Annotated in this window: 21 protein-coding genes and 1 tRNA gene; 13 read left to right on the top strand and 9 right to left on the bottom strand. The window is 45.0% G+C overall.

Translation table 11 applies throughout. From position 1 onward, the window contains the following. Nucleotides 1-13 precede the first annotated feature (13 nt). From CCS02_RS16075 to CCS02_RS16040, 8 genes are all read left to right on the top strand, one after another. Nucleotides 14-331, top strand: a complete 318-nt coding sequence (locus tag CCS02_RS16075; RefSeq protein ID WP_100186811.1) for an urease subunit beta — start codon at nt 14-16, stop codon at nt 329-331. Further along, complete coding sequence (gene ureC, locus CCS02_RS16070; RefSeq protein WP_100637106.1) at nt 331-2037, top strand: urease subunit alpha; 1707 nt, start codon at nt 331-333, stop codon at nt 2035-2037. The genes CCS02_RS16075 and ureC overlap by 1 nt, the downstream gene beginning before the upstream one ends. A 50-nt stretch (nt 2038-2087) precedes the next feature. Beyond that, the gene (locus CCS02_RS16065; RefSeq protein WP_100637105.1) at nt 2088-2531 is read left to right on the top strand and encodes an urease accessory protein UreE; all 444 of its coding nucleotides are present in this window, start codon (nt 2088-2090) and stop codon (nt 2529-2531) included. Next, nucleotides 2512-3219, top strand: a complete 708-nt coding sequence (locus CCS02_RS16060; RefSeq protein WP_100637104.1) for an urease accessory protein UreF — start codon at nt 2512-2514, stop codon at nt 3217-3219. Before CCS02_RS16065 ends, CCS02_RS16060 begins: the two co-directional genes overlap by 20 nt. Nucleotides 3220-3271: 52 nt before the next feature. Further along, a complete protein-coding gene (gene ureG / locus CCS02_RS16055) occupies nt 3272-3913 on the top strand; it encodes an urease accessory protein UreG (protein ID WP_100186814.1) in 642 nt (213 codons plus the stop codon). A 70-nt stretch (nt 3914-3983) separates the two neighbouring features. Beyond that, nucleotides 3984-4586, top strand: coding sequence for a HupE/UreJ family protein (locus CCS02_RS16050; RefSeq protein ID WP_100186815.1), 603 nt, complete (start codon nt 3984-3986; stop codon nt 4584-4586). 39 nt (nt 4587-4625) lie between these two features. Next, nucleotides 4626-8090: a hybrid sensor histidine kinase/response regulator gene (locus CCS02_RS16045; RefSeq protein ID WP_100637103.1), complete on the top strand. Its 3465-nt coding sequence runs from the start codon at nt 4626-4628 to the stop codon at nt 8088-8090. Nucleotides 8091-8115: 25 nt separating this feature from the next. Beyond that, a complete protein-coding gene (locus tag CCS02_RS16040) occupies nt 8116-9030 on the top strand; it encodes a response regulator transcription factor (protein WP_100637102.1) in 915 nt (304 codons plus the stop codon). 16 nt (nt 9031-9046) lie between these two features. Here CCS02_RS16040 and CCS02_RS16035 read toward each other — a convergent pair whose 3' ends face one another. The 5 genes from CCS02_RS16035 to CCS02_RS16015 all read right to left on the bottom strand — a co-directional run bounded on the left by CCS02_RS16035 (nt 9047) and on the right by CCS02_RS16015 (nt 14034). Continuing rightward, nucleotides 9047-9973, bottom strand: a complete 927-nt coding sequence (locus CCS02_RS16035; RefSeq protein WP_100637101.1) for a CysB family HTH-type transcriptional regulator — start codon at nt 9971-9973, stop codon at nt 9047-9049. A gap of 6 nt (nt 9974-9979) precedes the next feature. Further along, the gene (locus CCS02_RS16030; protein WP_100637100.1) at nt 9980-11068 is read right to left on the bottom strand and encodes a sulfate/molybdate ABC transporter ATP-binding protein; all 1089 of its coding nucleotides are present in this window, start codon (nt 11066-11068) and stop codon (nt 9980-9982) included. A gap of 10 nt (nt 11069-11078) precedes the next feature. Beyond that, a complete protein-coding gene (cysW, locus tag CCS02_RS16025; protein ID WP_100637099.1) occupies nt 11079-11957 on the bottom strand; it encodes a sulfate ABC transporter permease subunit CysW in 879 nt (292 codons plus the stop codon). Then, on the bottom strand, nt 11958-12797 hold the full coding sequence (cysT, locus tag CCS02_RS16020; protein WP_100637098.1) for a sulfate ABC transporter permease subunit CysT: 840 nt from the start codon (nt 12795-12797) through the stop codon (nt 11958-11960). A 223-nt stretch (nt 12798-13020) separates the two neighbouring features. Then, a complete protein-coding gene (locus tag CCS02_RS16015) occupies nt 13021-14034 on the bottom strand; it encodes a sulfate ABC transporter substrate-binding protein (protein ID WP_100637097.1) in 1014 nt (337 codons plus the stop codon). 168 nt (nt 14035-14202) lie between these two features. Between CCS02_RS16015 and CCS02_RS16010 the strand changes: the two genes are divergently transcribed. Next, entirely contained in the window at nt 14203-14640 is a 438-nt protein-coding gene (locus CCS02_RS16010) for a GNAT family N-acetyltransferase (protein ID WP_198515398.1), read from the top strand. Nucleotides 14641-15281: 641 nt separating this feature from the next. Here the strand turns inward: CCS02_RS16010 and CCS02_RS16005 are convergent. The 3 genes from CCS02_RS16005 to CCS02_RS15995 all read right to left on the bottom strand — a co-directional run bounded on the left by CCS02_RS16005 (nt 15282) and on the right by CCS02_RS15995 (nt 19408). Then, nucleotides 15282-17177 carry a methyl-accepting chemotaxis protein gene (locus tag CCS02_RS16005; RefSeq protein ID WP_100637096.1) on the bottom strand — a complete coding sequence of 632 codons (1896 nt, stop codon included), beginning with the start codon at nt 17175-17177 and terminating at the stop codon, nt 15282-15284. Between the two features lie 70 nt (nt 17178-17247). Continuing rightward, entirely contained in the window at nt 17248-18546 is a 1299-nt protein-coding gene (locus CCS02_RS16000; protein ID WP_100186824.1) for an SLC13 family permease, read from the bottom strand. A gap of 37 nt (nt 18547-18583) precedes the next feature. Beyond that, nucleotides 18584-19408 carry an amidohydrolase family protein gene (locus CCS02_RS15995; protein ID WP_100186825.1) on the bottom strand — a complete coding sequence of 275 codons (825 nt, stop codon included), beginning with the start codon at nt 19406-19408 and terminating at the stop codon, nt 18584-18586. 168 nt (nt 19409-19576) lie between these two features. On the opposite strand from CCS02_RS15995, the gene CCS02_RS15990 reads away from it, so the two are divergent. Both CCS02_RS15990 and CCS02_RS15985 read left to right on the top strand, forming a co-directional pair. Beyond that, nucleotides 19577-20314 (top strand): GntR family transcriptional regulator, encoded by a 738-nt coding sequence (locus CCS02_RS15990; protein ID WP_100186826.1) that lies wholly within the window; start codon nt 19577-19579, stop codon nt 20312-20314. 135 nt (nt 20315-20449) lie between these two features. Continuing rightward, entirely contained in the window at nt 20450-20779 is a 330-nt protein-coding gene (locus CCS02_RS15985; protein ID WP_072840237.1) for a DHCW motif cupin fold protein, read from the top strand. Between the two features lie 107 nt (nt 20780-20886). Here CCS02_RS15985 and CCS02_RS15980 read toward each other — a convergent pair whose 3' ends face one another. Beyond that, complete coding sequence (locus CCS02_RS15980; RefSeq protein WP_100186827.1) at nt 20887-21831, bottom strand: GlxA family transcriptional regulator; 945 nt, start codon at nt 21829-21831, stop codon at nt 20887-20889. Between the two features lie 139 nt (nt 21832-21970). Between CCS02_RS15980 and CCS02_RS15975 the strand changes: the two genes are divergently transcribed. Both CCS02_RS15975 and CCS02_RS15970 read left to right on the top strand, forming a co-directional pair. Then, on the top strand, nt 21971-22489 hold the full coding sequence (locus CCS02_RS15975) for an isochorismatase family protein (protein ID WP_100637095.1): 519 nt from the start codon (nt 21971-21973) through the stop codon (nt 22487-22489). 175 nt (nt 22490-22664) lie between these two features. Next, nucleotides 22665-22741 (top strand) — tRNA-Ile (locus CCS02_RS15970). Nucleotides 22742-22822: the final 81 nt, after the last annotated feature.

Raw genomic sequence — 22822 nt, 5'->3', positions numbered from 1 at the left:
AAGGAGAACCTCCATGATTCCAGGTGAAATACAGGTTGCCGCTGGCGTTATTGAACTCAATGTGGGTCGCAAGACGGTGAAGATTCGTGTCGAAAATACCGGCGATCGTCCTGTGCAAATTGGCTCCCATTATCATTTTTACGAAGTGAATCCTGCTTTGTCCTTTGATCGTGCAGTGACGAAAGGTTTTCGTTTGAATATCGCGTCTGGCACCGCTGTGCGTTTTGAACCCGGCCAAGGCCGCGAAGTGGAGTTGGTCGAATACGCGGGCACGAAAACCATTTATGGCTTCCGTGGTGAAGTCATGGGCAAACTGGGAGGAGCAGAATAATGGCGACGATGGATAGACAAAGTTACGCGCAAATGTTCGGTCCAACCACGGGCGACCGCGTGCGTTTAGGCGATACCGATATCTGGATTCAGGTGGAAAAAGATTTCACCGTGTATGGTGACGAAGTGAAATTCGGCGGCGGCAAGGTCATCCGTGATGGCATGGGGCAAAGCCAAGTGACCAATGATGTTGCCGTGGATTTGGTGATTACCAACGCCTTGGTGCTGGATCATTGGGGCATTGTGAAAGCCGACGTTGGCATCAAAGCAGGCCGCATTTTTAAAGTCGGTAAAGCCGGCAACCCAGACGTGCAAGATAACGTCGATATTGTGGTTGGGCCGGGCACCGAAGTGATCGCTGGCGAAGGTTCTATTTTGACCGCGGGTGGCATTGATGCACACATTCACTTTATTTGTCCGCAGCAAATTGAAGAGGCTTTGACCTCCGGCGTCACCACCATGATTGGTGGTGGCACAGGGCCTGCGACGGGAACCAAAGCGACGACGTGTACGCCGGGACCTTGGTATCTTGGCAAGATGTTACAAGCCACCGACAGCATGCCGATGAACTTAGGCTTTTTGGGCAAAGGCAACGCCAGTTTGCCAGAAGCCTTAGAGGAGCAGCTGGAAGCGGGTGCTTGTGGTCTGAAACTACACGAAGATTGGGGCACCACGCCCGCGTCGATTGATTGTTGTTTGAGTGTGGCGGAAAAATACGATGTGCAAGTGGCGATTCACACTGACACTTTGAACGAATCGGGTTTTGTCGACAGCACCATTGGCGCCTTTAAAGATCGCGTGATTCATACGTATCACACCGAAGGCGCGGGCGGCGGTCATGCTCCCGATATTATTCAAGCTTGCTCCAATCCGAATGTTTTGCCATCCTCGACTAATCCAACGCGGCCTTATACGCGCAACACGGTAGACGAGCATTTAGACATGCTGATGGTGTGTCACCATTTGGACAGCAATATTCCAGAAGACGTGGCGTTTGCCGATTCGAGGATTCGTAAAGAAACCATCGCCGCAGAAGACATTCTCCATGATCGTGGCGCGTTCAGTATGATTTCGTCTGATTCCCAAGCCATGGGACGAGTCGGTGAAGTGGTGACGCGTACTTGGCAAACCGCCCACAAAATGAAGCAGCAGTTTGGTTTATTGCCAGAAGACCAAGCGCTGGGGGCGGACAATTTCCGTGCTCGTCGCTACATTGCTAAATACACCATTAATCCAGCGATTGCCCATGGTATTAGTCATGAAGTGGGTTCGATTGAAACGGGCAAACTGGCTGATTTGGTCTTATGGCGTCCTGCCTTTTTTGCAGTGAAACCTTCGATGATCATCAAAGGCGGCATGATTGCCAGTGCGCCAATGGGTGACCCAAATGCGTCTATTCCAACACCACAGCCCGTGCATTATCGTCCTATGTTTGGCGCGTTCGGCAAGGCAGCGGCGGCGACGTCTGTGACCTTTGTTTCTCAGGCGGCACTGAATAATGGTCTAAAAGAAACGCTTGGTTTGGATCGTACTTTGGTGGCCTGTAAAAACACGCGCAATATTTCCAAGCTCGACATGATTCACAACGACTGGCTGCCGAACATTACCGTCGATCCGCAAACCTATGAAGTGCGCGCCGATGGTGAATTATTAACCTGTGAGCCTGCGGAAGTCTTGCCCTTGGCTCAGCTGTATACATTATTCTAGAGAAGTCTTTTTTAGAGACTCTTTTAGGAACGTTTTTTTAGGAATATACGATGCTAGATATTTACGAAAGATTAGGCACTCATTGTCACGATCCAGTCCACACCACAGTAACGTTAACTCACGAACAGCGTGATCGTGGGCGTTTAAAGTTGGTGGGTGATAACAACGAAGAAGTTCGAGTTTTCCTTGAGCGTGGTAAGCCCTTGTTAGTGGGTGAATTTTTAAAGTCCGAATGCGGCAAGATAGTTCAAGTAACAGGCGCAGTAGAAGACGTGGCCCATGCGAGCTGTGAAGACTGGGAAGCCTTTTCTAAAGCCTGTTATCACTTGGGCAATCGCCACACTAAAATTCAAATTGGCGAACGCTGGTTGCGCATCAAACCTGATCACGTTTTAGAAGATATGCTGCACATGCTTGGCTTGATCGTTACCCATGAAGAGGGCGTATTTGTCCCAGAATCTGGAGCTTATAGTCATGGGCATAGTCACCACTAACACAGTCACCAGTAATATTGTCACCACTGACATCAGCTTGTTGCGGCTTTTGCAATTAAGCAGTGTGGGTTTGCCAGTGGGCGGTTTTGCCTTTTCCCAAGGCATGGAATACGCCATCGACCAAGGTTGGGTAAAAAACAAAGCTGAAGTGTCCGATTGGATCGGTTTGCAGCTGCAGCAGTCTGTGGCGCGGATTGATTTGCCCGTATTGCAGCTTTGCATGGCGGCGGCAAAACAACAGGATACAGAGCGATTACTCGAACTGAATGATTTGGTCTTGGCGTGTCGAGAAACCAAAGAGTTGCGATTAAACGACACAGCCATGGGCGAAGCCTTATTTCGCTTGATGGGCAGCTTGCATATAGAAACGCCGTTTAAGCGTTTAGACGAAATGAGCTTTGTCATTCTGTTTGCCATTGCGGCGAGCCATTGGAATTTGAAGCCAGATCTTGCGTCATTGGGCTTTGCTTGGTCTTGGTTGGAAAACCAAATTGCCGCCGCGACCAAATTGGTTCCCCTTGGGCAAACCCAAGCGCAAGAATTGTTAGGTGAATTACAGACAGACATTCGACACGCCATTGCCATGTCGTTAACCATTGAAGAAGACCGCATCGGCGCAGGGTTACCTGCCATCGCCATTGCCAGTGCACAGCACGAAACACAATATTCACGGCTGTTTCGGTCTTAGGCGAAGCGGCGCTCCTATTTATTGAAGGAACATAGTTTTAAGAGGAATTAGCATGAAAAAACAAACATTACGAATTGGTGTAGGTGGTCCAGTAGGATCAGGCAAAACGGCTTTGTTGCGTTCTTTATGCAGTGCGATGCGTGACCATTACAACATTGCCGTGGTGACCAATGATATTTACACCCAAGAAGACGCGAAGTTCTTAACTCAGCATGAAGCCTTGGATGCAGATCGTATTATCGGTGTCGAAACAGGCGGTTGTCCGCATACGGCGATTCGTGAAGACGCGTCGATGAACTTGGCGGCGATTGATCAATTACTAGAGCGCCATGGCGAGTTGGATGTGGTGTTTGTGGAAAGTGGTGGCGACAATTTGAGTGCGACCTTTAGCCCAGAGCTATCCGATTTTACGATTTATGTCATTGATGTCTCCGCTGGTGACAAGATTCCTCGTAAAGGCGGCCCGGGTATTACTAAGTCCGATTTGTTGATTATTAATAAAACTGACTTAGCGCCTTTGGTTGGGGCGTCTTTGGATGTGATGGCACACGACGCCAAGATTCAACGAGGTGATCGTCCTTTTATTTTTTCGAATCTAAAAAAAGCCCAAGGCTTGGATGAGATTATTCAAATCATTGTGTCTGAAGGGATGCTTGAAGCAAAAGAAATACCAGCGGCAAAAGCCGTCGTTTAAACGACTACTGCGCTCGTAACGTCTTTGGGAAGTATTAAGTTCAGATTTACAAAATATTAGGAGAAAAATTATGAATGCGTTGAAAGAAAGAGCATTGAAAACAAAAGGTTTGTTGGTAGCAGCTTCGGTATTAGCGTCAGGTTCTGTTCTTGCTCATCCAGGGCATGAACAAGCTTCTAGCTTTATGACGGGTTTTGCTCACCCAATGGGCGGTTTGGATCATCTTTTGGCTATGGTGGCGATTGGTCTTTGGGCAGCGAGCATTGGAGGTCGCGCTTTGTGGGCGATTCCAGCTGCGTTTGTTGTGACTATGTTGCTAGGTGGCGGCTTAGCTGTGGCGGGTTTGAATGTGCCATTTGTTGAGCAAGGTATTTTATTGTCTGTCATCGTCTTGGGCGCTTTGGTGTTGTTTGCTAAGCGTTTACCAACGGCGGTTTGCGTGATGATTGCGGGTGGTTTTGCGTTATTCCACGGTGCCGCTCACGGTATGGAAATGCCTTTGAATGCCAATGGTCTGCAATATGCGCTGGGCTTTGCTTTGGCAACGGCTAGCTTGCATTTAGTTGGACTTGGGTTAGGTCAGTTGATGACGAAAATTGGTACGTCATCGTTCGCGACACGAATTAGTGGCTTTGTTATTGCGACAGCAGGTTTGTTACTTGCTTTTGTCTAATTGGCTGTATGGTATTTTATAGCCTGACCGCGAGACTTTATGACGGCTGCACAAAAGATCTTTAAAGTGCGACGCCACTATAATAAGTGGGTCGCCGACCAAACCATGGAAGATTACGCTCTGCGTTACACTTCTAGGCATGACAGCAGCTCCAAGCAAGGTCATGTCATGAGCATCGAGCGCGTCGGTCATACAGCGCTCGGTGCAACGGCGTTTTTAGCTCTAGAGGGATTGGCCGCTGTTATTACTCTGGCGTACGGATTTACCAACGCGGTGGCGGCGATTCTCACTGTGTTAGCGGTGTTTTTTATAACCGGTTTCCCCATTGCATATTATTCCGCTAAGCATGGTTTGGACATAGATTTACTGACCCGAGGTGCTGGTTTTGGCTACCTTGGCTCAACCATCACCTCACTGATTTACGCATCGTTCACCTTTATCTTCTTTGCCATTGAAGCGGCTATTTTGGCCTCGGCGATGGAAGTTCTCTTGGGGATTCCGTTGGCCTTAGGTTATGCGCTCTCGGCGATTTTTGTTATTCCCATTGTGACACACGGTATTCGCGCTATTAGTCGTTTTCAAAATGGCACCCAATGGATTTGGTTGGTGTTGCAAGTGGCGGCTATCGGCGTGGTGGTCTCGCAGGAATACCAAAACTTCGAAGGTTGGACGCAATACGCGCCAGTGGATTTACCGCAAAGCACGCATTTTGATTGGATATTGTTTGGTTCCGCGGCGTCTGTGTTATTTGCCTTGATGGCGCAGATTGGCGAGCAGGTCGACTATTTGCGCTTTTTTCCGATCAAGAACAAACAAAACCGCCGACGCTGGTGGTTTTGGCTTATTTTAGCTGGCCCTGGTTGGGTGTTTATTGGCGCGATCAAAATGCTATTGGGCTCGTTTTTGGCCTACTTAGCTATTTCAGATGGTGCTTCCGCGATACAAGCCACTGACCCAACCTATTTGTATCAGCGCATCTTTTTCTTTTTAACTACCTCGCCCACTACCGCATTGATTCTGGCGGCGGTGTTTGTGTTTATCTGTCAGATGAAAATCAATTTAACCAACGCTTATGCTGGTTCTATTGCTTGGTCCAATTTCTTCTCGCGTTTAACCCACTCTCATCCGGGGCGTGTCGTCTGGTTGGTATTCAACGTTACCATTGCGTTATTACTGATGGAGTTGGGCATTTATCAAGCTTTGGGCGCGATTTTGGGCGTGTTTGCCATCGCCGCGGTGAGCTGGTTGGGTAGTTTGTCGGCGGATTTGTTGATTAACAAACCCTTGGGGTTAAGTCCCAATTACGTCGAGTTCAAACGCGCGCATTTATACGACATTAACCCTGTAGGAACAGGCTCGATGTTGATCGCGACCACGTTAGGTTTAGTGAGTTATTTAGGTGTCTTTGGTGAAGTGGCGAAAAGTTTGTGTCACTTTATTTCGCTGGGTTCTTGTTTTGTGTTTGTGCCGCTGATTGCTTGGCTCACCAAGGGCAAATATTACCTTGCGCGCCAAAGCCCAGAGCTGATTCCGATGATCGAGCTAGCAAGACAGCGCAACCCTAAGTATGTCACCTTGACCTGCGGGATTTGTGAGAATGCTTTCGAAACGGAAGACATGAGTTTTTGTTCTGCCTACATGCAGCCAATTTGTTCTTTGTGTTGTTCCTTGGATGTGCGCTGTTTAGACAGTTGCAAGCCGCAGGCGAGTATTGGTCAGCAGAGTGATTATTTCTTAAAGCTGTTTTTGCCCAAGGGATTGGTAAAAGCACTGAGTTCTCGTTTTGGTCGTTTTGCGTCTTTGTTGCTGGTGATTAATATCATTAACGCGGCACTGATGATGTTGATTTATCGGCAGATGGCACCGAGTTCGCTGAATGAAGCTGTCTTGCTGAAAGACACCATGTTGGCGCTGTTTTTTACTTTATTGATTGTCTCTGGTGTCTTGTCTTGGTTGTTTGTGCTTGCCCATGAAAGTCGTGTGGTGGCGCAGAAAGAGTCGAATCGGCAAACTCGGAAATTGATTCGTGAGATTGACGCTCACCAAGAAACTGACCGTGCATTACAAAATGCAAAAGAACAAGCCGAGCGGGCAAATGAAGCGAAAAGTCGTTATCTAACAGGTATTAGCCATGAATTACGCACGCCGCTGCAATCTATTATTGGCTACGCGCAACTTTTGTCAGAAAAAGCCAATACGCCATCTGGGCATCAGAATGGCTTGGATATTATTCATCGCAGCGGTTTGTATTTGGCAGATTTGATCGAAGGTTTGTTGGATATTTCGAAGATTGAAGCAGGACGATTTGATCTGTACCGCAATACGGTGGATTTTCCGAAATTGATCGATCAGCTAAATAGTATGTTTGCCATGCAGGCTCGTGACAAAGGCATTCAATTACAATCGAAAATTCTCGCGCCTTTGCCTCAGCATGTGGTGACGGATGAAAAGCGTTTGCGGCAAATTTTGATCAATTTGTTGTCAAATGCGGTGAAATACACGCCAAAAGGCTCGGTTTTGTTCGAAGTGAACTATCGCAATCAAGTGGCGGAGTTTGTTATTCGAGACACGGGCGTTGGCATTAAAGAAGGTCATTTAAAGCGCATTTTTGATCCGTTTGAGCGAGTCCGCGACGTCAGTACTGGCAACTTACCCGGCACAGGTTTGGGCTTGACCATAGTGAAGTTGCTGACGGAAATCATGGGCGGTGATATACAAGCTCATTCTGTGGTCGGCGAGGGCAGTGAGTTTCGTGTTAGCCTGATGTTGCCTTGGGTCAGCCAAGGGGATAGCTCTGCTTATGAATACAAACGCATCGTGAGTTATCGAGGTTATCAGCGTACTCTGATGGTAGTGGACGATGATCCTGTGGTGCGTGGTTTGTTGTCTGATATTCTCGTGCCGCTTGGTTTTAATGTGTTGGAAGCTGCCGATGCTGAAAGCTGCTTGGATGAGCTAGAGTCCTGTTCGCCTGATCTATTCGTATTGGATGTGTCTATGCCCGGAATGGATGGTTTGAGCTTGGCTAAGCTGTTACGAGATCGCGCTTACAGCACTCCGATTATTATGTTGTCTGCCGATGCCAAAGAAAATCAACGTAAGCCTGACGAGCAAGCGGCGTTTAATCAGTATTTAGTCAAACCGGTGAACAACAGTGCTTTGTTAGATGCGATTAAAAACTGGCTGGTGCTGGATTGGGTGTATCAAGAAACAGACTCTGATTTAGTTGTCCCGATTGCTATTGAGAAGCTTTCGAGCAGCAGTGAAAAAACGGATCAGATCGTGTTAGATGGGCAACAACCAGTCGCCATTCCAGACCATGAAAGTGTGCGCGAGCTGATGGCGTTCGCGGAAATGGGTTACAAAAAAGGCGTGCGTGGCGTGTTGGACCAGTTGGCTAAAACAGACGTGATTGCCCCGAGCCATTTGCAGCAATTAGAGAGCTTGTATCAAAGCTTTCAGTTCGATGCGATTGCTCAGTATATACAGCAACATTCTTCATAATGAGCTCTATAAAGTGGAACCAGTGATGATAACCCCAAGCAATAAAAGTGACATCGTATTAGTGGTCGACGACTCGCCAGATGCGTTGAGCCTAATTCATGACACCTTGGAAACGGCCAATATGGATGTGCTTGTTGCCCTTGAAGGCAAGCAAGCCTTAACCATTGCTCGACGGATTCGTCCTGACATCATTTTGCTCGATGCCATCATGCCGAATATGGATGGTTTTGAAACTTGCCGAGCACTAAAAGCCGACCAAAGCTTGGCGTCGATTCCGGTTATTTTCATGACAGGTTTGAGCGATACCGATGACATTGTACGTGGTCTAGAAGCGGGCGGCGTAGACTATCTCACTAAGCCAATTCAACCCAATGAGTTGATTGCTCGCATGCGTGTACACTTGTCTAATGCTCGTTTGAGCAACAATGCACAATCAGCACTTGATAGTATGGGACAGTATTTAATGACGACAACCTATGCAGGGGGAATTGCTTGGGCAACGCCGCAAACCTATGCCTTACTTGCCAAAGCGCGCGCCAGCAGTGAATGGCAAAGCACGGAGTTAGCCTTGCAAATACGTCTTTGGTTAGCTCATCAACCTGTGGTCGGCAACGTCTTGAAACTCAGCGGTTTGGAATATCCTTTGGCATTGAAAATGATGGGCGTCACCGAGCAAAAAGAAGTGCTTTTAAGGCTGGAAGACGGCGATAAACCAGCAGGCCCAGCCTTGTTGAAGAAAGAGCTGGATCTAACGGATCGCGAGTCAGAAGTGTTGCACTGGATTGCCAATGGTAAAACTAACCGTGAAATCGCCGAAATTCTCGAAATGAGCCCGCGCACAGTCAACAAACACCTAGAACAAATCTTTCCAAAGCTCGGTGTCGAAAATCGTACTTCAGCCGCTGGTGTAGCGCTGCGGGTTTTGTCGGCTGAGCGCTAATTTAAAAGGGCGTTAGCTATTCGGGCTTTATCTCTGCATTTATGACGTCGGCGGTTAAGCTGTCTGCGCATAAATGAATGAAGTCATAGGCGTATTGGCGTAAATAATGCCCTCGGCGTAAGCCAATTTTACTCCAGCTCGGTTCGAATAAATGTTGTGATGGTAAGATAACCAGATCTGTATCACGTTTTTCATCGTAGGCGACGGAAGCAATAATCCCCACACCCATGCCCAATTCCACATACGATTTGATGACGTCCGCATCTAAGGCTGACATGTCGATATTCGGTTTTTCTCCCGCATGCCGAAAGGCTTTTTCGATATTGGCTCGGCCAGTAAACCCATCGTGATAGGTGACTATCGGATAAGCGTTGATGGCTTTTAATGTCAGAGGTTGAGGATGCTGATTCAATGGGTGATCTTTGGGCACGACGACGGTGTGCGTCCATTTGTAATAAGGAAAACTTGCCAATTCGGCGATATCGCCCAGTGTCTCTGTGGCAATACCAATGTCGGCTTCGCCGGCGAGTAACAGTTTAGCAATTTCGCTTGGACTACCTTGATGTAACTTCAAATGGACTTTTGGGTACTTTTGCTTAAATAAGGTAATCACCGCCGGCAGGATATATCGCGCCTGAGTGTGAGTAGTGGCGATGGTGAGTTCGCCACTGTCATTGTCTCGATAGTGATCTGCTAAGTTTTTGATGTTGTTGGCATCCAACAGAATCCGTTCGGCAATTTTGATTAATTCTTTGCCCGGCTCGGTGAGTCCGAGCAGCCGTTTGCCTTTTCTAACAAACAGTTCGACACCTAGCTCGTCTTCTAAATCTTTGATGTGTTTAGAAACACCTGATTGCGACGTGAAAAGGTGGTTAGCCGCCTCCGTCAGATTGAAATCCTGTCTGACGGTTTCTCGCAAAATACGTAATTGCTGAAAATTCACTGGTCGTTATCCTTGTTGTTCGCTAAGTCGTAGTGTTTCTATTTCTTTAGGGAAGAGCGCTAAAGCCGAGGGGACTAATTTGACCTCTTGCCCAATGTGCAATAGCTGAGCTTGTCGCTGTTGTTGGGACAAGTGTACTTCGTAATGTGTGCCGTTAAGACCGTCCAGTTCCACCTTGGTTTCGATACCAAAGGATAATATACGGCTTATTCGTGCGGATACGCCTTCGTGATGATTATTATCGACGATTTTTAATTCATGGGGTCTGGCAAAGGCAAACACGTCTTGGGCATGGCCATAAGAATCATTATGGTGACGCAATTGTTCATTACCAACCTGTAAATGCTCTTGCTCCGCACGGCCATGAAACACGTTCACCGAACCTAAAAAGCTGAAGACAAAGGGCGTCTGTGGGTGATTGTAAACCGCTTCTGGTGTGCCGACTTGTTCTACTTTGCCGTGATCCATTAAAACCACTCGGTCGGCGACTTCTAGTGCTTCTTCTTGATCGTGCGTGACAAAAATAGAGGTGATATGCAGCTCGTCATGGAGTTTTCGCAACCAACGACGTAGTTCTTTTCGTACTTTTGCATCTAAGGCGCCAAAGGGTTCATCCAGTAACAAAACGCGTGGTTCGACTGCTAGGGCTCTCGCCAAGGCGATACGCTGACGCTGGCCGCCAGAGAGTTGTGCAGGAAAGCGATCTGCCAACCAATCCAATTGCACAAGCTGCAATAAACTGAGTACTTTTTCGCGTATTTTTGACTCAGATGGACGTTGTGTTTTGGGTTTCATTCTTAAACCAAAGGCGACATTGTCGAAAATCGTCATGTGTTTGAATAGGGCGTAATGCTGGAAAACAAAGCCGACCTGACGATCTCTAACATGCGTGTTTGAGGCGTTTTCGCCATCCAAAATAATGTCACCCTGATCGGCTTGTTCTAATCCGGCAATGATTCGTAATAACGTGGTTTTGCCGCAGCCAGATGGGCCAAGCAGCGCCACTAATTCGCCTGATGTAAAGTCCAGTGATATATCGTTAAGGGCGGTAAATTCGCCAAATTGCTTGTGTATGTTTTTTACGTTAATGCTCATATATCACCTATTATCCATTCGTTCTTTTGCTGATTTTATGCTCGACATAGCTTTTGATGACTAAGGTCAGCAGGGCTAATAAAGCCAATAAAGACGCCACTGCGAAAGCCGCCGAGAAGTTATATTCGTTGTAAAGAATTTCCACATGCAAGGGCAGGGTGTTGGTTTCGCCACGAATATGACCAGATACAACCGATACCGCGCCGAACTCGCCCATGGCTCTGGCGTTACAGAGAATCACGCCATACAGCAAGCCCCATTTAATATTCGGTAAGGTCACGTGCCAAAAGGTTTGCCAGCCTTTCGCACCCAGCACAATGGCGGCTTCTTCTTCCTCTTTGCCTTGTGCTTGCATGAGTGGGATCAGTTCCCGTGCGACAAATGGAAAGGTCACAAATATGGTGGCCAGCACAATGCCCGGTAAGGCGAAAATAACTTTGACGTCATTGGCGACTAACCATTCACCAAACCAACCATGAACACCAAATACCAATACCAAACTTAAACCAACAATGACTGGCGAGATGGAAAAAGGCAGATCGATAAAGGTGATTAAAATCTGTTTACCTCTAAACTCAAATTTTGTGATGGCCCACGCGGCTGCTACGCCAAAAAATAGATTTAGCGGCACAGATATCAGCGCAGCAATTAATGTTAAAGCAATAGCGGATAGGGCATCGGCATCAGTGAAGGCTAGCCAATAGGTTTCTAATCCTTTGCGTAAGGCTTCGGTGAAGACAGCGATTAATGGCAATAACAAAAACAGCGCAAAGAAACTTAATGAGATTCCTAGCAGTAAATATTTTACCCAGTTGGGTTCGCGTGTTGCGGCGTTCTTTTCAAAGCGTGTTGTTTGTGACGGGTGCGTTTGTAAAGCAAGTGTGCTCATTTAAGCGTTCCTTCCTGTTCGTTTGGCTGTCCATGACTGCAATAAATTAATCAGTAGTAATAAGATAAATGACACAATTAACATGACGGAAGCGATAGCTGTTGCGCCTGTGTAGTCGTATTGTTCTAGCTTGCTGATGATCATTAACGGTGTGATTTCAGATACCATGGGGATATTACCGGCAATAAAAATAACCGAGCCGTATTCGCCCACCGCACGGGCAAAAGCTAGGGCAAAGCCCGTCATGATGGCGGGTAGCAAAACAGGTAAAACCACATAACGACAAGCTTGCCAACGACTTGCGCCTAGACTTGTAGCGGCTTCTTCCAGTTCGGTATCAATTTCTTCCAACACGGGTTGTACGGTTCGCACCACAAAAGGCAGGCCGATAAACACCAACGCAATCAAAATACCAATAGGCGTAAAAGCCACCTTAATGCCAAAATACCCTTCGATGATTTGCCCAAGCCAACCGTTTTGTGCGTATAAAGCGGTTAAGGCGATACCAGCAACCGCGGTAGGTAAGGCGAAAGGTAAATCAATTAATGCATCAACAATTTTTTTCCCAGGAAAAGAATATCGAACCAAGCACCAAGCTAGCAGAACACCAAAGATTGCATTAATACCCGCTGCGAGTAATGAAGCTCCAAATGATAATTGATAAGAGGCCATAACGCGTGGAGAAGTGACTACTTGCCAATACTCAGACAGGCTTAGTTGGCTAGTGAAAACAAAAACAGCACTGATGGGTACCAGCACAATTAATGATAAATAAATTAGAGTGTAACCCAGAGATAACCCAAATCCGGGTAACACCGAAAATTGACGAAGCGTGTTCATTACTGACTCCAGAATGTCTAAAGTCTGTAGTTTATGGACATGGCTTATGCAGCAGAACTAAGAATAAATGGGAAGCTTATGAAGAAAAGTGATTTGGCTTTTCTTGTGCAACGGTCTCGTAAAACGTTAAACGTTAAACGCAAAACGGACGCTCCATCAGCGTCCGTTTTGCGTTTATAGGTTAAGAGATTAAGAGGTTAGGGGATTAAAAGGCGATTGGTTTTTATTTAACGGTATAGATCTGGTCGAACTCCCCACCATCACTAAAATGAGTTTTCTGTGCTTGCTGCCAGTTGCCGAATTTTTCTTTAATGGTAAACGTTCTAACGTTTGGAAAACGCGCGATGTCCTTAGGATCTGCCAATGCAGGCAAAACTGGACGGTAGTAATGTTTTGCCGCCAAACGCTGTGCCTCAGGTGAATACAAATAGGCTAAATAGGCTTCTGCCACTTCTTTTGTGCCGTGTTTTTCAGCGATTTTATCCGCCACTGTGACAGGAGGTTCAGCCAAGATAGATACCGATGGCACGACAATTTCAAACTTTTCTGGGCCTAGTTCATTAATGGCTAGAAAAGCTTCATTTTCCCAAGCTAGCAATACATCACCTATGCCGCGTTGGACAAAGGTATTGGTTGCGCCACGGGCACCACTGTCTAGCACAGGGACATTTTTAAACAGCTGTTTAATATAATCTTTGGCTTTTTCTTTACTGCCGTACTTTTCTTCTGCGTAACCCCAAGCCGCTAAATAATTCCAACGAGCACCGCCAGAGGATTTTGGATTAGGCGTGATGACTTGGGTACCGGGTTTGATTAGATCGTCCCAGTCTTGGATGTTTTTAGGATTGCCTTTTCGAACTAAGAAAACGATGGTTGATGTATAAGGCGCGCTGTTGTTGGGGAGTTTTTCCTCCCAATTTGGATCTATGTTGCCAGTTTTTTCGGCAATCGCGTCGATGTCGTAGGCCAATGCTAACGTCACTACATCGGCTTGCAAACCATCAATCACAGCACGTGCTTGTTTGCCTGCGCCACCATGGGATTGTTTGATCGTTACGTCATCACCAGTACGCTGCTTCCAATAGTTGATAAACAGCGGATTAAATGCCTGATAAAGTTCGCGAGTTGGGTCATAAGATACGTTGAGCAAGGTGATGTCTTTTGCAATAAGCTGTTGGCTAGCCACCGTAGCGCTAATAATTAAGGGCAATATACTGAGTCGTTTTTTAAAAGTCATTTTCTGTTTTCCTTGATGAAATGAGATCTAGCCTGAGGTGTTAAAGACAAGGAAAGGTTAAGTAAACAGTTATACAAACAAAACCAATTTAAAATGGATTGTTTATACGAAAAAATGCTAAATAATATCTTTGGCGTAGCGCTAGCTAACTTTAAAGGAGTCCGAATAATGTCCGTTGAGCAATCCACAGAACTGGCTATTACATACAAGGTAAATCAGGCGATTACGGCGGCTCAGTTTATTGAGCTGCTGTCGAAAACTACATTAGGTGCACGTCGTCCTATTGATAATTTAGAGACCGTAAACGCTATGCTGGAAAACTCCAATTTGTTGATTACAGCATGGCAGGGTGAGGCTCTGGTGGGCGTGTCTCGTTCGGTGACGGATTTTGCCTTTTGCTGTTATTTATCTGACTTGGCGGTAGATGAATCTGTGCAGGCATCAGGTATTGGTAAAACCTTGGTGCGAATGACCAAGGAAGCGTTGCAGCCTAAGTGTTCTTTGATTCTTTTGTCTGCTCCTCAGGCGGTAGATTATTACCCTAAAATTGGTTTTACCCAGCATAACAGTGCATGGGTGTTAACGGATATCCAATCTTTGAAGTAAGCATAATCGGTAGGTTCTTGAATCTTGATAGGTTCTTGAATCGCATAAAGAATAATGGATATGCTTTATGTGATCTTTTGTTATGTTTTAATGACAGGTTCTTGCGAATTTTCATCAATTTGCACACAAATGCTGGAACGAGATAAGAATGTTCATGATGCCTTGTGTGCATTGTTTTGAGTCATTTTTCTTTTTATTATGACGTTCTGTTGAAGGCCTTTAGATCTTAAATATATCGTCTAATCTATCGAATGGACTCCCTTCAAACCTTTTGAATTTCCGCGAGTTTGGTAAAGCTTTATCAGATTCGACAATGAACCTGTTCTCTATCTTACTTTGTAGTTTTTTCTATTTTTTAAGTAGCGTCAGTAGCCCTTCTTTTAGGGTGATGTTTCTTTAAATCGCTAAAGATTCATTCTGTACTTCCCTTTTTTTTGGTGATGTCTCATTTTTTGAGCCATCACTTTTTTTTGCTTAAATTTTTAAAAAGATCTTGATGATATATCTACAGTCGTGAGCTTTCGTTTTAATGAAAAAGCCCCGCTAGTATTGCCAGCGAGGCTTTTGTTATTTTGATGTCCTGTTCTGGAATTATCTCTTTCTGAAAATAGTTCCGTCCAGTTTTTTTGAGTGATTAGAACTTATATTTGGAACTGGCCGACTTCTGTGTCGACTTGTTTAGCAAGTAGGCTAAGTCGTTTCGACTGCTCTACACCTGTTTTGCTTTCATCGGCTAAATCTGCCGCCACTTGGCGAATGATTTCGCTGTTTTGGCTTATTTCATGAGTTACTGCTGTTTGCTCTTCAGCGGCGGTAGCGATCTGCGTTGCCATGTCTGAAATGCTAATGATAGCATTGGCGATTTCTTCTAGGCTTTCTGTTGCTGCATCCGCATCGGCCACACTGGTTTGCGCTTTAGCACTGCTGTTTTGCATCGAAGTAACTGCTTTTGATGTCTGCTCTTGTAGTAACTCAATCATCTTTTGAATTTCTTCTGTAGAAGAGTGAGTACGCTGGGACAATGTACGTACTTCATCGGCAACTACGGCAAAACCACGACCATGTTCACCTGCACGAGCCGCTTCGATAGCAGCGTTTAGTGCCAGCAAGTTGGTTTGTTCTGCGATGCCAGTAATGGTTGATAAAATACCGCTGATTTGTTGGGCATGGTGATCCAAAGCTGAGATTTGCTTAGTGGCAAGGCTCACTTCGTTGGCAAGCTGGTAAGTTGAGTTACGGCTCTTTTGTACTTGAGCGCTGCCTTTTTGACCAAGTTCAACAGAATGGCTAGCGGCTTTTGCAGTTTGTTCTGCATTGCCTGCGATCTCATTGGTTGCGGCAGCCATTTCGGTGACGGCAGAAGCAACCATGTCGATTTCTTGTTGCTGAGTGGCAACACGAGAAGCGCTTTGAGTAGAGGAATTCGAGACGTTATGTGCTTCGTCCGCTACATCTTTAGACAGTACTTTTAGACGTTCTACAACGCCGTGCATGTGGCTAACAAAGTCGTTAAAACCTTGTGCCAGTATGCCAATCTCGTCATCTCGCTTTACTTCTATACGAGCGCGTAAATCGCCTTTGCCCTTGGATATATTCTGCAAGGCTTTTGAAACACGATTTAAGTCACTAAAGAGTACTTTAAACAACCAATATAAGAAGCAACTGAAGGCTGCTAATAGAGCCAAGGCGGTGATAGTTTGGCGAACTAATACTGTGTAAACTGGCGCCATTAGCTCACTTTTATCCATGGTGAAAACTAAGGTCCAATCCGTGTTAGGGATATTCTGAGCGTAGGCAAAGACCTCATTCCCATCTAAGGTTTCTTCTACTAGCTTATCTTCTCTTGCTAAGTTTGATAGGAATCTAGGCGCGAAAATAGGCGAAATAGATTCGGCTTTTTTCATCACCATATTTTTGTCTGCATGAGCAATAATATCGTTGTTAGATGACACCATCATGGCAGAGCCAGAACCTGGAATATCAAGTTCGGCAACCTGTTTAGATAATTGATTCAAACTTAGGTTTGCACCAACCATACCGAATGTCTGGCCATTTTTGGTTACTGGATTGGTTAAAATAATAACCAACTCTTTTGTGGTAGAGCTTAGATTTGGGCCGAGTATGCTGGCTTTACTAATGCTCATGGCTTCGGTGTACCAGCTTTTTTGGCGTGGGTCATAGTCAGCGCGTTTTGCGTCTAATGCCGGATCTTGACGATACATCTTACCGTCGTTATTGCCGTAATAGGTTAAGGCAAACTTGCCACTATCGTAGGCTTGTTTGATAGCTATATAGGGCGATTGTTCAGGTGCTCGCTCTAATGTATTAGCAAGCGATTCTGCAATGACCTTGCGGCTGTTTAGCCACTCGCTCGTGTTATCGCCATAGGCTTTTGAAAAATGGCGGACATCTTTTAATAGTGAATCGCGCATTTGCTGAGTCAGGGAATGCGTTGTTTCTGAGACTAAGTAAGCTGTCGTTATAACGACGGCAATAATGCTGACACTCAGAAGGCGAGTGCGCAGTGAAAGGGTCATAAATGTATCTCCATATAAAAAAAGGGCGCAGCACCAAGCGATGCATACGCCCAAAGAGGTTTAGGGGGTGCTAAAGCACAAAGGTGATCAGCAAATTAAAGATTAGGGCTGCGGCAAAGCCCAGTGGTGCTGCGCGAAACAGAAGTTGAGGGAACAGTTTTGTTCGGCTTTCTTCTGTTGGGCAGGCACCTAGAATCAAACTTCCCCCAGAGGAGAAAGGTGATATTGCCGTGGCTTGCGCACCGACTACGATACAGATGAATAGCATCATCGGATCCAGTGACAAGCTTTGAGCAATTGACGGTACGATTGGGAAAAGCGCTGGTGTAACCACGCCTAATGTACTGGCAAAAAGGGACATAAAGGCCGCCACAATACCGAATGCAACTGGTACTAAAACGGCTGGTATTGAAGTACCGATCCAAGACGCTAGGTCGTTGATCGTGCCGGCTTTGATTGCCACAGAAATCAACATACCCACACCGCAGATCATAATAAGCGTTGACCATGGCACAGACGCGATGGCTTTGCGTTCGTCACCTAATTTAAGCAATAGTGCGATCACGGAGAACACGCTAGCAATCAAACCAATATCCATTTTGGAATTAATGAAGGTAATCGTCTGATTGTCTGGAAATAAAAGATGTGAAATTGGTGCAAGCAAGACTAAGCCCATCATCATCAGCGTTAACGTCAATGTTTGACGTTGTTCTTTGTTAAACGCTGTAGGAAGGTCTGCTTGGTAGCCGCCTTTTGCAATGGTGCTACGATGCTTAGTAAAGAAAACCAATGCCGTAATTACGATTAAAGGAATAACTGCGGTACTTAGGAAAATGCCAATAGAGTTGATGAATGCTTGGTTTTCCGTCACGCCAGCGTTTGCCATTATGCCGCGGAAAATAATACCGCTTTGACTAGACATAAAATTTGCGCCAGTCAGTGCGCCATAACCTACTGACATAGAACCAATCACCATACTCATGCCAGTTCGTTGGCAAAGTAATAAAGTAATAGGCGCCATAAAGGCCAGAACGGTGTAATAACCTGCGCCTAATGCTGAAATGATAGTCGTCGTAATGTAAATAGCGTATGGCAATAGATGAGGAAAGTGTCGGCAACGATACATAAGATGTTCGGCCAGTTTCTCTAACGTCCCATTGATAATGGCAAAGCTATAAAATAACGATACAGAGAATATGATAAAGAAAATCTTCAATGGCCACATTTTGATGATGTCGTTAGGGCTTAATCCAAGCGCAAAACTACCAATTAAATAGGAGAAAGCGATGGCGAAAAGCCCGATATTAATACGGGTTTTATAACCAAGGATGATGGATAGTAGGATTGCTCCAACAACAAGTAGACTCATTTTATGGTTCTCTTTACATTTCTTATTTGGTTGCCGGTTAAAACTTAAACAGCTTGCTTGGATTGGTAATTAGTACTTTATTCCGCTCATCCGTGCTGGGTAGTAAGGCTTCCATAAAACCGTATTGTTCTGTGTAATCTGTTTGTGTTTCAAATTGTGTGTTTGGCCAATCACTTCCCCATAATAAAAGTTCTGAGTGCCCATAAGCCGTGCGCAATATTGCTAACATTGCTTGTGCTTGCTCAATATTGGCATTGCAGCGATAAGCGGCTGAAATTTTTGTCCAGATGGGGGCGCCGCTGCTTAGTAAATCTAAGAAGTCTTGGTGTGCTCGATTGGCTGGTTGGATACCCTGCAATGTACGGCCAAAATGATCGATAATGACCTCAACACCAGATTCTAAAATAGCCGGTAAAAAGCTTGCTAAATCGTCTAGTTCTCGCTGAATCTCAACAACCCATTTACGTTTTGCTAATTTAGTTAAAAATGTTTGCCATAGAGGAGTCGTGTAATTTTCCAGTGGCTTATTTATCAAGTTTAGACGAATACCCACTACACCAGCCGCATCCAACTCATCTAATTCGTTATCGCTAATGCTAGGGTCTACGACCGCAATGCCTTTAAGCTTCTGAGGATATTGATGCAAGGCTTGCAGCATAAAACTGTTATCAGTACCTAAAAAACTAGGCTGAACTAAAACACCATGCGATATGTTGTAATTTGCTAACTGCATTAAAAAGTCTTCAGGCAGCGCATTATAGTCTGGAGCGTACCTTCGTTCTGCTGTCATAGGCAGATCGGTGCGAAAAATATGCGCGTGGGTGTCTATACCTTTTACTGGCAAATTAGTGTCAGAAATCATAAAGAGACCTTTACATTCATGCGGTTAAGTTTGTTCATTATGAGGAGAATTGTGTACTTATGTAATTCATATATATGAATATATGTTTATATGAATATTAAGTCAACAATCGTAGACGGCTTACTGTATGGGGATTAGAATAATGTTCTTTACAAATGAGGGATCAAAATGGCGTTATTTAAGCAGGGGCGAGACCAACGTTTACCCCTATATCAACAGGTACGTGATGAATTGCTAGAAAATATTAGCGCGGGAACTTGGCTGCCGGATGCCCCAATTCCTACTGAAAGTGAGCTGACAAAAACCTATGATGTTGCCATTGGAACGATTCGCAAAGCGGTCGACACCTTAGTTAGTGATGGTTTGCTTTACCGTAGTCAAGGTCGTGGTACTTTTGTGCGTCGCCCCGATTTTAATGCCTCTTTATTTCGCTTTTTCCGTCAGATGTCTTCCGACGGGCGTTTTGTTATGCCCACAAGCCAATTGCTATCCAGAACACTCAAAAAGCCACCACAGCCAGCAGCTGATGCATTAAAAATAGATGTGAATGACAAGGCTATTTGTCTTGAGCGTTTGCGTTTTTTGGAAGATCGAGTGGTATTAACGGAAGAAATTTGGTTGCCAGCGTTACTTTTTACCAGCCTTATTGATTTAGAATTATCAGAGTTTGGTAATTTGCTCTATCCATTTTATGAACAACAATGCGGGCAACTTATCGCTTCGGCGAAAGAAACCTTAACCATTAAATCTGCTAATAAATGCATTGCTGAAGCTTTAAAAACTGCTGAAAACAGTCCTGTTGCCGTCATTGAACGAGTGGCTTATGGTTATGACAAAACGCCTTTGGAATACCGGATTTCTCATGGTGCAGCAGAGACGTTTTGTTACCAAATAGAGATAGCTTAAACATCTTAAATATTGTTCGAATCTATTAATATAGTGCTTGACCAAAGTTCCTCGCTAACGCTTACTACTTATTATGTTATGCCGCTCAAATGGTGCGGCATTGTCTTGTTAATAGAAGGATTTTAAGGCGTTTTTATGAAGATTACAGATTTACCCTTTGGCATTACAGATTGGCAAGGCGTCGAAAAAACGACCCACAAAGGTGAAAGTGGATTCGCGTATTGGCAGACTAAACAATTTGGTGATATTCGTGTGCGAATAGTTACGTATTCTGCTGGGTATTTGGCGGATCATTGGTGCACAAAAGGGCATATTCTTTTTTGCATGAGTGGCGAGCTGAAAACCGTACTAAAAGACGGTCGTACCTTTGTTTTATCCGCAGGTATGAGCTACCAAGTGGCTGATGATGCCGAGCCACATCGCTCTTCGACCTCTGAAGGAGCAACGCTCTTTATTGTAGATTGAGCGTTTTTGATCGAGAGCTGTAGATTGAGCATGGCTAATAATAGATAGAAAAAGCAAAACCACACCAGAGGTTTTGCTTTTTTATTTTGTGCTACATAATTGCTTGATTAGCTTGTTATAGAAGATACAAAACGTTGGCGAAAAGCACTGGGAGTTAATCCCATAATCTTCTGAAAGGCTTTACGGCAACTGCCCGCATCTTCATATCCTACTTGTAGGGCGATGCTCTCGAACGGCAGCGTTGTTTGTTCTAAGGCATCGCAAGTCGTTTGAATACGGATACGCTGCAAATATTCATTTGGGTTGAATCCAGTGCATTTAGCGAAGCGTCTTAAAAAGGTTCTCGGTGTTAATTTAGCGAGAGCGGCCATGCTTTCAGTGCGTTGCAGTTCCGCATAATGTCCTTGTAAATAATGCTGAACCGTCAAAATCGCCGCATCACCATGGTCGAAATTAGGTTGAAACTGTTGGTAGTAGCGTTGCTCTCTTTTACCTGTATCAATCACTAATGTTTTGCCTAACTGACGAACGATATTATCATTCGTCAGTACTTGTACTAGTTCCATGGCCAAATCCATCCAAGACATCATACCGCCAGCACTGACTATATCGCCTTGATTAATCAATATCTTCGAAGTATCCATGGCTTGCTGAGGAAAACGTTCTTTAAACAAACCTTCCAACGCCCAATGTGTCGTCATTACGCGTTTATCTGTGAGTCCGGTGTAAGCTAAGAAAAACGCGCCTGCGCAGGCACTACAAAGCATAGCGCCTCGTTGATGTTGTGTGATTAAAAAATTATTGATGCAGGTATTTCTCTCGCTGTAACTGGCTTTTTCTAAACTGGGAGGCAATAGCACCGCGTGATAAGGTTGTTGAGTCTCTTGGTTTTTGAGAAGGTCGGCTTCATGCAAAATATGGGTGGTAATACGAACTTCTAAACCTGCTTCTTCACAGGCTTCATTGGCAAGCTTGAACGTCTCAGTAAAACCATAAACAGCCGATAAAAGAGAATGAGGATAAGCAAGTACAGCGATTTGATAATGTTTCAAGGAATCACCTGTTTGTCATTTTAGGCCTCTAATATGTCAAATTTGACACTGTAATGGAATCCATAGTTTTGCGATTCTAGATAGAGGTTTTTGCACGACGACTGTGCTTGCCAATACTTTGTTTAATAGGAGCCAATTTATGAGCCGCACTGCATTATTAGTCATCGATCCACAAAACGATTATTTCGAAAAAGGTAATTTTCCACTGTGGAATACTGACAATACGTTAAAAGAAATTCTTAATGCCATTAACGCAGCAAAAGAACAAAATGCCGCCATTGTACTTATACAACATGTAGCAGCTGGCGAATCGCCATTTTTTGTTGAAGGTACCGAAGGGGTGAAACTTCACCAAGCGATTCTAGACGCCGCACCTGATGCGCCAGTGATCATCAAAAAACACGCCGATGCTTTTCAAGAGACAAACCTAACGCAAGTGCTAGAAGAGCTGGCGGTAGATCGTCTAGTGATCTGCGGCATGATGACGCAAAACTGCGTGACTCATACTGCGATTTCTGATGCCGCCGATCTTTATCAAGTCAGCATCTTGCCAGATGCTTGTACCACTCGTGAACAGCTTTTACACCTGATCGCGTTAGAAGCCATTAAGACGAAAGTTACCTATACCGACATTCGGCATGCTTTTGAGCGAGTTTAAATGAGTCGCTAACGATAAATAAAAAACGAGTAAAACGCAGAGAACTAGAGGGCTGAGTAATTGGTTGGTTAAAAAATAGCCGGGTAATCAACCACTTTCGAAGATTTATTACATATAAATTGCATGCACTTCTTGGCAAGTGGCGAGCATATCGATATAATCTGCAACGCTTTTAGGGCCTGTAGCTCAGTTGGTTAGAGCATCCGACTCATAATCGGCAGGTCCCCAGTTCAAGTCTGGGCAGGCCCACCATATAGAATAAGGCGTAGCAGGTTAGTACCTACTACGCCTTTTTTATTGCCTGTAATTTTGGGTGCTCTAATGGGTGCTCTA

Origin of the sequence: Marinomonas sp. ef1 (assembly GCF_002806845.1) — a bacterium.
Lineage (GTDB): Bacteria > Pseudomonadota > Gammaproteobacteria > Pseudomonadales > Marinomonadaceae > Marinomonas > Marinomonas polaris.
Note: the sequence above shows the minus strand (reverse complement) of the source record. Positions and strands in the feature narration are given on the sequence as shown.

Coding starts and splice junctions, on each gene's coding strand:
- CCS02_RS16075 (WP_100186811.1), top strand. CDS start 14: ATGATTCCAGGTGAAATACAGGTTGCCGCTGGCGTTATTGAACTCAAT.
- ureC (WP_100637106.1), top strand. CDS start 331: ATGGCGACGATGGATAGACAAAGTTACGCGCAAATGTTCGGTCCAACC.
- CCS02_RS16065 (WP_100637105.1), top strand. CDS start 2,088: ATGCTAGATATTTACGAAAGATTAGGCACTCATTGTCACGATCCAGTC.
- CCS02_RS16060 (WP_100637104.1), top strand. CDS start 2,512: ATGGGCATAGTCACCACTAACACAGTCACCAGTAATATTGTCACCACT.
- ureG (WP_100186814.1), top strand. CDS start 3,272: ATGAAAAAACAAACATTACGAATTGGTGTAGGTGGTCCAGTAGGATCA.
- CCS02_RS16050 (WP_100186815.1), top strand. CDS start 3,984: ATGAATGCGTTGAAAGAAAGAGCATTGAAAACAAAAGGTTTGTTGGTA.
- CCS02_RS16045 (WP_100637103.1), top strand. CDS start 4,626: ATGACGGCTGCACAAAAGATCTTTAAAGTGCGACGCCACTATAATAAG.
- CCS02_RS16040 (WP_100637102.1), top strand. CDS start 8,116: ATGATAACCCCAAGCAATAAAAGTGACATCGTATTAGTGGTCGACGAC.
- CCS02_RS16030 (WP_100637100.1), bottom strand. CDS start 11,068: ATGAGCATTAACGTAAAAAACATACACAAGCAATTTGGCGAATTTACC.
- cysW (WP_100637099.1), bottom strand. CDS start 11,957: ATGAGCACACTTGCTTTACAAACGCACCCGTCACAAACAACACGCTTT.
- cysT (WP_100637098.1), bottom strand. CDS start 12,797: ATGAACACGCTTCGTCAATTTTCGGTGTTACCCGGATTTGGGTTATCT.
- CCS02_RS16015 (WP_100637097.1), bottom strand. CDS start 14,034: ATGACTTTTAAAAAACGACTCAGTATATTGCCCTTAATTATTAGCGCT.
- CCS02_RS16010 (WP_198515398.1), top strand. CDS start 14,203: ATGTCCGTTGAGCAATCCACAGAACTGGCTATTACATACAAGGTAAAT.
- CCS02_RS16005 (WP_100637096.1), bottom strand. CDS start 17,177: ATGACCCTTTCACTGCGCACTCGCCTTCTGAGTGTCAGCATTATTGCC.
- CCS02_RS16000 (WP_100186824.1), bottom strand. CDS start 18,546: ATGAGTCTACTTGTTGTTGGAGCAATCCTACTATCCATCATCCTTGGT.
- CCS02_RS15995 (WP_100186825.1), bottom strand. CDS start 19,408: ATGATTTCTGACACTAATTTGCCAGTAAAAGGTATAGACACCCACGCG.
- CCS02_RS15990 (WP_100186826.1), top strand. CDS start 19,577: ATGGCGTTATTTAAGCAGGGGCGAGACCAACGTTTACCCCTATATCAA.
- CCS02_RS15985 (WP_072840237.1), top strand. CDS start 20,450: ATGAAGATTACAGATTTACCCTTTGGCATTACAGATTGGCAAGGCGTC.
- CCS02_RS15975 (WP_100637095.1), top strand. CDS start 21,971: ATGAGCCGCACTGCATTATTAGTCATCGATCCACAAAACGATTATTTC.